This is a genomic window from Mesorhizobium sp. M7A.F.Ca.CA.002.04.1.1, from assembly GCF_004022805.1.
GTDB classification, from domain to species: domain Bacteria; phylum Pseudomonadota; class Alphaproteobacteria; order Rhizobiales; family Rhizobiaceae; genus Mesorhizobium; species Mesorhizobium ciceri.
Genome location: NZ_RZPL01000135.1, coordinates 1 through 10018, shown reverse-complemented (window position 1 = coordinate 10018; position 10018 = coordinate 1). Strand labels below are relative to the sequence as shown.

The window sequence follows — 10018 nt, the reverse complement described above, 5'->3', positions numbered from 1 at the left end:
GTCTTGGCGAAGTCGCGCTGCTTTTCGACGAGGATGCGCCGCACGCGGGTACACCGCGACCTTGGAGGCCGCCTCGCCGACCGCATGCGCCGACAAGACCGTCCGGTCGAGCTTTGCCAGATCGACCTGGCGGGCAGCGGTTTCAGCCGCCGAGACATTGTCGAGCGGCAGCGCGTGCTGGATGAGCGCATAGGCCACGGCACGGTAGGTGAGGCCGGTGTCGAGCAGGTTGAGGCGGTAGTGGTCGGCCAGCCGGCGGGCGAGGGTGCCCTTGCCGGCGCCGGCGGGGCCGTCGATGGCGATGGTGAAGACGTGTGTCATTGGCAGACCGCCGAAAGGGTTGGGCGCTGGCCTGCCAACGTACCAAGGCTATTGGTTGCCACGACCGTCACCCGATCTCCGCGCCCAGCGCCGTCATCAGCCCCATGAACTCCGGAAAGCTGGTCGCGATCATGGCGGCGTCGTCAATGGTCACCGGCTTTTCCGTCGCCAGCCCCATGACCAGAAAGCTCATGGCGATGCGGTGGTCGAGGTGGGTCTGCACGGTGGTGTCCTTGCCGTTGGGATGGCCGCCAAGGCCCTTGCCGCCCGGTTTGCCGCGCACGGCAAGCGAAGCTTCGCCCTCGGTGCAGTCGACGCCGTTGAGCGTCAGCCCGTTGGCGACGGCCGACAGCCGGTCGGATTCCTTCACCCGCAACTCCTCCAGCCCCTGCATCAGCGTTTCGCCCTCGGCGAAGCTCGCAGCGACCGCCAGCACCGGATACTCGTCGATCATCGACGGCGCCCGCTCGGGCGGCACGATGACGCCCTTGAGCTCGGAGTAACGTACCCGCAGGTCGGCGACATCCTCGCCGCCGGCATTGCGTGGGTTGAGGATGTCGATGTTGCCGCCCATCTCCTGCAGCGTCAAAAGCAGGCCGGTGCGGGTCGGGTTCATCAGTACGTTTTCGATCGTGATGTCCGAACCCGGCACGATCAGGGCGGCCACCAGCGGGAAGCCGGCCGAGGACGGGTCGCCCGGCACGGCGATGGTCTGGCCGGTCAGCTTGCCCTGGCCTTCGATGAAGATGTGGCGCACGCCACGCTCGTCGGTTTCGACCGACAGATTGGCGCCAAACCCCTTCAGCATCTTTTCGGTGTGGTCGCGTGTCATCACCGGCTCGATCACCGTGGTGATGCCGGGCGTGTTGAGGCCGGCGAGCAGCACTGCGGACTTCACCTGCGCCGAGGCCATCGGCACGCGATAGGTGATCGGTGCGGCATGCTTGGGTCCATGCAGTGTGATCGGCATGCGGTCGCCCGGCGTCGCCTTCAGCACCTGCACGCCCATCTGGCGCAAGGGTTCCAGCACACGGCCCATCGGCCGGCCCGACAGCGAGGCATCGCCGATGAAGGTCGTCTCCATGTCATAGGTGCCGACAAGGCCCATGGTCAGCCGCGAGCCGGTGCCGGCATTGCCGAAATCGAGCGGGCCTTCCGGCTGCAGCAGCGCGCCGTTGCCGGTGCCGCGGATCACCCACTCGTCGCCGTTCTTCTCGATATGCGCGCCCATTGCCTTCATGGCGGCACCCGTGCGCATCACGTCCTCGCCTTCGAGCAGGCCAGTGATGCGGGTCTCGCCGGAGGCGAGGCCGCCGAACATGAAGGAACGGTGCGAGATCGACTTGTCGCCCGGCACGCGCGCGATGCCGGAAAGGGCTGGGGATTGGCGGGCGGTGGCCGGCTTGGGGGCGGCGGCGTGAGACATGGAATTTCCCTGGACGGAATGCCGGCGGGCCGGCGCTTTTCATTTGTTGCGGCGGTCTCGTACCACGGTGGGCCGAAATGGTCATCCCCATGGTCGTCACTTCACGCGAGGCCTTTCAATGCATGGTTTTGTGACGCCGGCTTTTCGCTTTGACAGCGCTGCAAACTGTGGTTAAGGGGACCACTCTTTTATTGACGAGGCTTGCCGTGGCAAAAACCGAACTTGGCACAAAACGTATCGACCCGGAGACGGGCCGAAAATTCTACGACCTGAACAAGGACCCGATCGTCTCGCCCTACACCGGCAAGACCTATCCGCGTTCCTATTTCGAGGAAGGCAAGATTGCCGCTCTCGAGGAGGAAGAGGAAGTGGCCGAGAAGGAAGTGGACGCCGAGGAAGAAGAAGGCGTTGAGGTCGTCTCGCTCGAAGAGGCCGACGAGGACGTCAAGGGCGACGACCTGCCGGATCTTGGCGACGATGAGGACGACGTCGATCTCGGCGACGACGAGGACGACACCTTCCTCGCCGACGAAGAGGAAGAAGATGACGACGTTGCCGACATGATCGGCGTTGGCGACGACGACGACGAGGTCTGATCGGCCTTGAAAGCGGGCGTTTGCGGGCTTTCGTGGTCTGTGAAGAAAAAGCGGCTCTCGAAGGCTTGATATCTGAGAAAGGCGGGGTTAGAAGCCGCCTGCACTAACGGCGCGGTCTCCAACCCGCGCCGGATCTCTTCGCCGGAAACGGCGCCGGTTGACTGCCGGAAGTGGGGCCATAGCTCAGTTGGGAGAGCGCTTGAATGGCATTCAAGAGGTCGTCGGTTCGATCCCGATTGGCTCCACCAAACAGTCCCTCTGCAATTCGCAGCCGATGAATGTGCCGCACTGCGGTCATCTGCGTTTGATGGTCAATTTGACAACGCCGCTGAAAGCCCCTCGATCAAACCGAACGAACGAGCCATTTCTCGAGAGCAACTGCTCGCCGGACAAAGTCTTCATTATTCCTGGAGTGCTTGAAGTCTGAAAGCCAGCCCGGATCACCACTCGGCGAAGGAACCGTCCTTGTGGCGCCAGATCGGGTTGCGCCAGCGGTGGCCTTCCCTGGCGCGTTCCTTGACATAATCCTCGTCGATCTCGACACCCAGGCCCGGGCCGTCGGGAATGGCGACATAACCATCCTCGTAGCGGAAGACATCCTTGTTGGCGGCATAGTCGAGCAGGTCGTTGGCGGCGTTGTAGTGGATGCCGAGGCTCTGCTCCTGGATGAAGCAGTTGTAGCTGACCGCGTCGAGCTGCAGGCACGCGGCAAGCGCGATCGGCCCGAGCGGGCAATGCGGCGCGACCGCGACATCATAGGCTTCCGCCATCGCCGCGATCTTGCGGCATTCTGTGATGCCGCCGGCATGCGACAGGTCGGGCTGGATGATGTCGACGACGCCTTCCTCGAACACGGACTTGAAGTCCCAGCGGCTATAGAGCCGCTCTCCGAGCGCGATCGGTGTCGAGCCAAGCGCGGCGATCTCCTTCAGCGCCTCGCGGTTTTCGCTGAGCACCGGCTCCTCGATGAACATCAGCCTATAGGGTTCGAGTTCCTTGACGAGCGCACGCGCCATCGGCCGGTGCACGCGGCCATGAAAATCGACAGCGATGCCGATGTTGGGCCCGACGGCCTCGCGCACCATGGCGACGCGTTCGACAGCGGCGTCGATCTTGTCATGGCTGTCGACGATCTGCAGTTCTTCGGTACCGTTCATCTTGAGCGCCAGGAAACCGCGCGCAACCATTTCCCTGGCGCCGGCCGCGACCTCCGCCGGGCGGTCGCCGCCGATCCAGGAATAGACCTTGATCGAGTCGCGCAGCTTGCCGCCGAGCAGTTCGTGCACGGGCACGCCGAGCGCCTTGCCCTTGATGTCCCACAGTGCCTGGTCGATGCCGGCAATGGCGCTCATCAGGATCGGGCCGCCGCGGTAGAAACCGCCGCGGTGCATCACCGTCCAGTGGTCCTCGATCAGGCGCGGATCCTTGCCGATGAGATAATCGCCAAGCTCCTTGACCGCCGCCTCGACGGTCAGCGCCCGGCCTTCGACCACCGGCTCGCCCCAGCCGGTGACGCCGGCATCGGTTTCGATCTTCAGGAACAGCCAGCGCGGCGGAACGATGTAGGTGGTGAGCGAGATGATTTTCATGCGCAGTCTCAGTTGCTCTTGAGTTTCTTGGCGCTGACGAGGTCGCGCGCCGCGAGGTCGAGGATCTTGTTTGCCGCGCCACGCGCGGCATCGGCATTGCGCATACGCAGCGCCTCGACCACCTCGCGGTGCGCCGCCACGGCCTCCATGCGCCGGTCGAGCGAAATCACCGCCGTCGCCTCCAGCGAGAATTTCAGCCCGGTGTCGATGAGATTGCCGATCTGGCGAAAGATCGGGTTATGGCTCGCGGCATAGACGATCTGGTGGAAAGCGATGTCACTGCGCGAGAAGGCGGCGAGATCCTCGCCGGCGCCGGCCATGCCGCGCCAGGTGGCTTCGAGATCGGCGATTTCCTGCAGCGTCGCGCGCGTGGCGGCGAGTTCGGCAACCAGCGGCTCGATGGCCCGGCGAGTCTCAAGAATGGCGTCGAAGAGCTTGTCGTCCAGTGCATGCGGCGCGTGCCAGGCCAGCACCTGCGGGTCGATGATGTTCCAGTCGTCCTCGTTGCAGACGATCGTGCCGACGCGTGGCCGCGACAGCACCAGCCCTTTTGCCGCCAACACTTTCAGGGCCTCACGGATGACGGTGCGGCTGACGCTGTATTCGACGCCGAGCTCGTTTTCGGTCGGCAGTGAGGAGCCGGCCGGATAGCGCCCGGAAAAGATGTCCGAGGCAATCGCCTTGGTCACGTCGGGCATAACGCGCGGGCGGCGAGTGGCTGTGTCGCCTTGCGGTTTCTTCAAAGTCCCGGTCACCTCAGCCCTCCTCCAAGGCGGCGAACCGCTGGTTTCGCACAACCGGTCCGGCCTTAACGGATGCGGATCAATTGCGCCAGCGATCGCTGGTCAGAGCATGTACATTAATTATCATACCAGATCAATTGACGAGTATGATAAAAGCGATTAGAGACTCCGGCATCCGGGCTGAGCGCCCGGTCTATCGCTGGGAGGTAATCATGCGACTTTTGAAGACCGCGCTCGTCGCGGGCGCGCTTGCCGTGCTGTCCGTCACGACCATCGCTGCATATGCTCAGGACACCAAGATCGGCTTCATCGTCAAACAGCCCGAGGAGCCGTGGTTCCAGGACGAATGGAAGTTTGCTGATCAGGCCGCCAAGGAAAAGGGCTTTACCCTGGTCAAGATCGGCGCCGAAGACGGTGAGAAGCTGATGTCGGCCATCGACAATCTCGGCGCCCAGGGCGCGCAGGGTTTCATCGTCTGCACGCCCGACGTGAAGCTCGGCCCCGGCATCGTCGCCAAGGCCGCCGCCAACAATCTCAAGCTGATGACTGTCGATGACCGCCTGGTCGGCGCCGACGGCAAGGCGCTGGAAGACGTGCCGCATATGGGCATCTCGGCAACCAAGATCGGCGAGGCGGTCGGCCAGGCGATCGTCGACGAGATGAAGGCGCGCGGCTGGAAGGCCGACGAGGTCGGCGCCATCCGCGTCTCCTATGACCAACTGCCGACCGCCGTCGACCGCGTCGAAGGCGCCATCTCGGTGCTCAAGGCAAACGGCTTCAAGGCCGAGAACATTTTTGACGCCCCTCAGGCCAAGACCGATACGGAAGCTGCCCTCAATGCGGCGACCGTCGTGCTCAACGCCCATGCCGAGATCAAGAAGTGGGTTTCTTTCGGCCTCAACGACGAAGCGGTGCTGGGTGCGGTGCGTGCCTCCGAAAGCGTCGGCATCCCCGCTGATAGCGTGATCGGCGTTGGCATTGGCGGCGCGGATTCGGCGATCAACGAGTTCAAGAAGCCGACGGCCACCGGCTTCGTCGGCACCGTGATCATCTCGCCGAAGCGTCATGGCTACGAAACGGCGCTCAACATGTATGACTGGGTTGCCAGCAACAAGGAGCCGGAGAAGCTGATCCTGACTTCCGGTGCACTCGCCAAGCGCGACGACTACCAGAAGGTCCGCCAGGGCCTCGGCATCGAATAATCCTCCCTGTACAAACAGGCGGCGGCTCATCCCGCCGCCTGTTTGCCATTCCACAAGAGGATCGCTGCCCGTGTCCTTTCTCGACTTCTCGCACATCACCAAGACCTATCCGGGCGTCAAAGCGCTGTCGGACGTCTCGTTCGGCGTCGACAAAGGCGCCGTGCATGGGCTGATGGGCGAGAACGGCGCCGGCAAATCCACCCTGATCAAGATACTGTCCGGCGACCAGCATGCCGATCAGGGCGAGATCCGCATCGACGGCAGGGTTCAGGCCTATACGTCGACCCGGGATGCCTTCGACAATGGCGTCATCGTCATTCATCAGGAACTGCAGCTGGTTCCTGAACTCACCGTTGCCGAAAATCTCAGCCTCGGTCGTTTCCCTGCCAACGCCGGCATCATCGCCGGCCGCCGGATGCTGGACGACGTCGGCGCCAAGCTGAAATCGGCCGGCATCGACATCGACATGCGCCGCAAGGTCAAGACGCTGTCCATCGGCGAACGCCAGATGGTCGAGATCGCCAAGGCGATCATGCTCGACGCACGCGTTATCGCGCTGGACGAACCGACCTCGTCGCTGTCCTCGCGCGAAAGCGAAATCCTGTTTGCCCTGATCGACCGCCTGCGCGGCGAGGGCAAGGTCATCATCTACGTCTCGCACAGGCTCGACGAAGTGTTCCGGCTCTGCGACAGCCTGACCGTGCTGCGCGACGGCAAGCTGGCGGCGCACCATGCGTCGCTGAAAGGCGTCACCCGCGACCAGGTCGTCGCCGAAATGGTCGGCCGCGAGATTTCGGATATCTGGGGTTTTCGCGCACGAAAAACGGGCGATGTCCGCCTGAAGGTCGACGCTCTCAGCGGCCCCAAACTGAAGACGCCGGCCAGTTTCGAGGCGAGGGCAGGCGAGATCGTCGGCTTCTTCGGCCTGATCGGCGCCGGGCGCTCGGAACTGATGCGTCTGGTCTATGGCGCCGATCCGCGCTCGGGCGGCACCATCACCGTCGATGGCAAGCTGGTCCCTGCCACCGATCCGCGTGGTACGATCCGGGCCGGCATCGTGCTGTGTTCGGAGGATCGCAAGCATGACGGCATCATCCAGGGCCGCTCGGTCGAGGAGAACATCAACATCTCGTCGCGGCGCCATCACACGCGCTTCGGCGTGTTGAACCGCGCCAGCGAGATCGCCACCGCCGAAACCTTCATCAAGAAGCTCAAGGTGCGCACGCCGTCGCGCAAGCAGGACATCATCAACCTCTCCGGCGGCAACCAGCAGAAGGTCATTCTTGGCCGCTGGCTGTCCGAACAAGGGGTGCGGGTTCTCATTGTCGACGAGCCGACGCGCGGCATCGACGTCGGTGCCAAATCGGAAATCTATGAACTGCTCTACCAGCTTGCGCAGGACGGCATGGCGATCGTTGTCGTCTCGTCCGAACTGCCGGAGGTGATGGGCATCTGCGATCGCATTCTGGTGATGTGCGGCGGCCGCGTCAGCGCCGAGCTCACCCGCGACCAGTTCGCCGAAAGGGCGATCCTGGCCGCCGCTCTCCCCGATCAGAAAACCCCCGACGCGATCGCATCTTGAGGACTTTTGGCATGACCGACCAGTTGAAAAAAATCCTGCTCGGCGAACAGGGCCTCGTCGTCATCTTTGTCGTCGCCTTCGCGCTGGTCTCGGCTCTGGTGCCGAATTTCCTCACCGACCGCAATATGCTCGGCCTGCTGCAGTCGGTGGTCACCGTCGGTATCGTCGCCTGCACCATGATGTTCTGCCTTGCCGCACGCGACTTCGACCTGTCGGTCGGCTCCATCGTCGCCTTTGCCGGCATGGTCGCTGTGATGGCGTCGAATTACACCGGCTCGATCCTGCTTGGCCTCTTGGCGGCAATTGCCAGCGGCGCCTTCGTCGGCTTCATCAATGGCGTCGTCATCGCCAAATTCCGCATCAACGCGCTGATCACGACGCTGGCCACCATGCAGATCGTGCGCGGGTTTGCGCTGATTGCGTCCGACGGCCGCGCCGTCGGCATCAACAGCCCGGATTTCTACCAGCTCGCGCTGTCCAAACTGCTCGGCATTCCGACGCCGGTCTGGGTGCTCGCCATCCTGTTTTTCATCTTCGGCTTCGTCCTCAACCGCACCGTCTTCGGCAAGAACACATTGGCCATCGGCGGCAATCCGGAGGCTTCGCGCCTTGCCGGCGTCAATGTCGACCGGACGCGCATCTGGATTTTTGCGCTGCAAGGCGTCGTCTGCGGCATCGCCGGCATCCTGCTGGCGTCGCGCATCACCTCGGGCCAGCCCAACGCGGCGGTCGGACTGGAACTCTCGGTCATCTCGGCCTGCGTGCTCGGCGGCGTCTCGCTTGCCGGCGGCCGCGCCACCATGTCGGGCGTCATCGTCGGCGTGCTGATCATGGGCATCGCCGAGAACGCCATGAACCTGCTCAACATCCCGGCCTTTTACCAGTACATCGTGCGCGGCGTTATTTTGCTGCTGGCCGTGCTGCTCGACAATCTGCGCTCGTCGGCTTTGGGCCGGCGTTGACTCGGGGCAGGGCATGTCGGCTGGAATACTACTGGAAAGCAATCGGCTGTGCGTCGAGATCAGCCCCTCTGGCAGCGCAATCGTCAACGGCCATACGGCCGACGGGGTGCCATTCCTGCGTCCCTACCAAGGCGAGGCCGAGTTCGACGTTGTGCACTGCGCTTGCTTTCCGATGGTGCCGATCGGCAATCGCGTCGAGGGCAATGCGTTTTCCTGCGGCGGTCAAAACTTCACGCTGGCGCCCAACACGACTGATCCTTTCTATATTCACGGTGACGGCTGGCAGGCGAACTGGAAGGTCGAGGAGCATCGCGTCGACCGCCTCCATTTGGCCTTCGATCATCCGCGCGGCGTCGACTCGCCCTATGTCTACCATGCGCGACAGTCGTTCCGGCTCGCCGGCGCGCGGCTGGAACTCCGGCTTGCCGTCGAAAATACCGGCGTCATTCCACTGCCATTCGGCCTCGGTTTCCATCCATTCTTTCCGCGCACGCCGCGGACGACCTTGTTTGCGCCGGCCGAAACCTGGTGGACAGAGCGCGACGGGCACCTTCCAGCGTCCAGGAGCGCCATTGCCGCCGATGTCGATTTCTCAACGCCGCGCCATTTGCCCGACCGTTGGCTGAACAATGGCTTCGAAGGGTGGAGCGGCATCGCGCGCATCATCTGGCCGGAGCACTGTCTGGGGATCGACATCGAGGCGGACGCGGAGCTCGACCGCTACATGCTCTTTGCGCCGGACACGGACCGAAGCTTCTTCTGCCTGGAGCCGATGAGCCATACCCCAAATGCGTTGAAGCATTTCGATGCCGACCCAATGGGGATCAAGGTACTTTCCCCCGGCGAGGTTCTCAGAGCAAGATTCGCAATGACCGTCTTCGACTGGAGCGACAACCATGGCTGAGCGCCTTTCCGGCAAACGCATCTTCCTGACCGGCGCCGCGCAAGGCATCGGGCTGGCGATCGCCGAGGCCTGCCTTGCCGAAGGCGCAAGACTGTTCCTGGTCGACCGCGACGGCGCACTGCTGGACAAGACCGTCGCGGGCCTCGCCGTGCCGCGCGGCCATGTCGGGCATGCGGCAGCCGACATCAGCGACGGTGCCGCAATTGCCGCTGCCGTCAGCCAAGCGGCCGCCGAGATCGGCCCCATAAACGCGCTGATCAACAATGCCGGGATCAATGTGTTCTCGACGCCGCTCGAGGCGACCGAGGAGGAATGGAACCGCAACTTCGACGTCAACGTCAAGGGCGCTTGGAATTGCAGCAAGGCGGTGTTGCCGGGCATGATCGCGAGCGGCGGCGGCGCCATCCTCAACATCGCCTCGACGCACAGCTTCACCATCATCCCACACACCTTTCCCTATCCGGTCGCCAAGCACGCGCTGCTCGGCCTGACCAAATCGCTGGCGCTCGAATATGCGGCGCAAGGGGTGCGCGTGAACGCGCTGGCGCCCGGCTATGTCGAAACCCAGAAGGCGATTGACTACTGGAACAGCTTTGCCGATCCGGCCACAGCACGCGCCAACACCATGGCGCTACATCCTGGCGGCCGCATCGCCACGGCGCGCGAGATTGCGCTGGCTGCGGTGTTCATGAT

General features: G+C 63.6%; 9 protein-coding genes, 1 tRNA gene and 1 pseudogene. 7 read left to right on the top strand and 4 right to left on the bottom strand.

The window, feature by feature from the left end; genetic code table 11:
* Both ENZ75_RS09915 and aroA read right to left on the bottom strand, forming a co-directional pair.
* Nucleotides 1-321, bottom strand: a pseudogene (locus ENZ75_RS09915) ((d)CMP kinase); the annotation flags it as partial.
* 67 nt (nucleotides 322-388) lie between these two features.
* On the bottom strand, nucleotides 389-1747 hold the full coding sequence (gene aroA, locus ENZ75_RS09910; protein ID WP_013528181.1) for a 3-phosphoshikimate 1-carboxyvinyltransferase: 1359 nt from the start codon (nucleotides 1745-1747) through the stop codon (nucleotides 389-391).
* Nucleotides 1748-1953: 206 nt separating this feature from the next.
* Between aroA and ENZ75_RS09905 the strand changes: the two genes are divergently transcribed.
* Both ENZ75_RS09905 and ENZ75_RS09900 read left to right on the top strand, forming a co-directional pair.
* On the top strand, nucleotides 1954-2343 hold the full coding sequence (locus tag ENZ75_RS09905; protein ID WP_013528180.1) for a TIGR02300 family protein: 390 nt from the start codon (nucleotides 1954-1956) through the stop codon (nucleotides 2341-2343).
* A gap of 172 nt (nucleotides 2344-2515) precedes the next feature.
* Nucleotides 2516-2591 (top strand) — tRNA-Ala (locus tag ENZ75_RS09900).
* 192 nt (nucleotides 2592-2783) lie between these two features.
* Here the strand turns inward: ENZ75_RS09900 and dgoD are convergent.
* Nucleotides 2784-3932: a galactonate dehydratase gene (dgoD, locus tag ENZ75_RS09895; RefSeq protein ID WP_024501895.1), complete on the bottom strand. Its 1149-nt coding sequence runs from the start codon at nucleotides 3930-3932 to the stop codon at nucleotides 2784-2786.
* Between the two features lie 8 nt (nucleotides 3933-3940).
* Entirely contained in the window at nucleotides 3941-4630 is a 690-nt protein-coding gene (locus ENZ75_RS09890) for a FadR/GntR family transcriptional regulator (protein WP_050596413.1), read from the bottom strand.
* A gap of 257 nt (nucleotides 4631-4887) precedes the next feature.
* Between ENZ75_RS09890 and ENZ75_RS09885 the strand changes: the two genes are divergently transcribed.
* The 5 genes from ENZ75_RS09885 to ENZ75_RS09865 all read left to right on the top strand — a co-directional run.
* On the top strand, nucleotides 4888-5877 hold the full coding sequence (locus ENZ75_RS09885) for an arabinose ABC transporter substrate-binding protein (protein WP_024501894.1): 990 nt from the start codon (nucleotides 4888-4890) through the stop codon (nucleotides 5875-5877).
* A 70-nt stretch (nucleotides 5878-5947) separates the two neighbouring features.
* Entirely contained in the window at nucleotides 5948-7459 is a 1512-nt protein-coding gene (araG, locus tag ENZ75_RS09880) for an L-arabinose ABC transporter ATP-binding protein AraG (RefSeq protein WP_027164219.1), read from the top strand.
* 11 nt (nucleotides 7460-7470) lie between these two features.
* Entirely contained in the window at nucleotides 7471-8421 is a 951-nt protein-coding gene (gene araH / locus ENZ75_RS09875; protein ID WP_063169847.1) for an L-arabinose ABC transporter permease AraH, read from the top strand.
* Nucleotides 8422-8434: 13 nt separating this feature from the next.
* Nucleotides 8435-9325 carry an aldose 1-epimerase gene (locus tag ENZ75_RS09870; RefSeq protein WP_063169848.1) on the top strand — a complete coding sequence of 297 codons (891 nt, stop codon included), beginning with the start codon at nucleotides 8435-8437 and terminating at the stop codon, nucleotides 9323-9325.
* A partial coding sequence (locus ENZ75_RS09865; RefSeq protein WP_128278066.1) for an SDR family oxidoreductase occupies nucleotides 9318-10018 on the top strand: 701 nt, incomplete at its 3' end. The genes ENZ75_RS09870 and ENZ75_RS09865, both read left to right, overlap by 8 nt.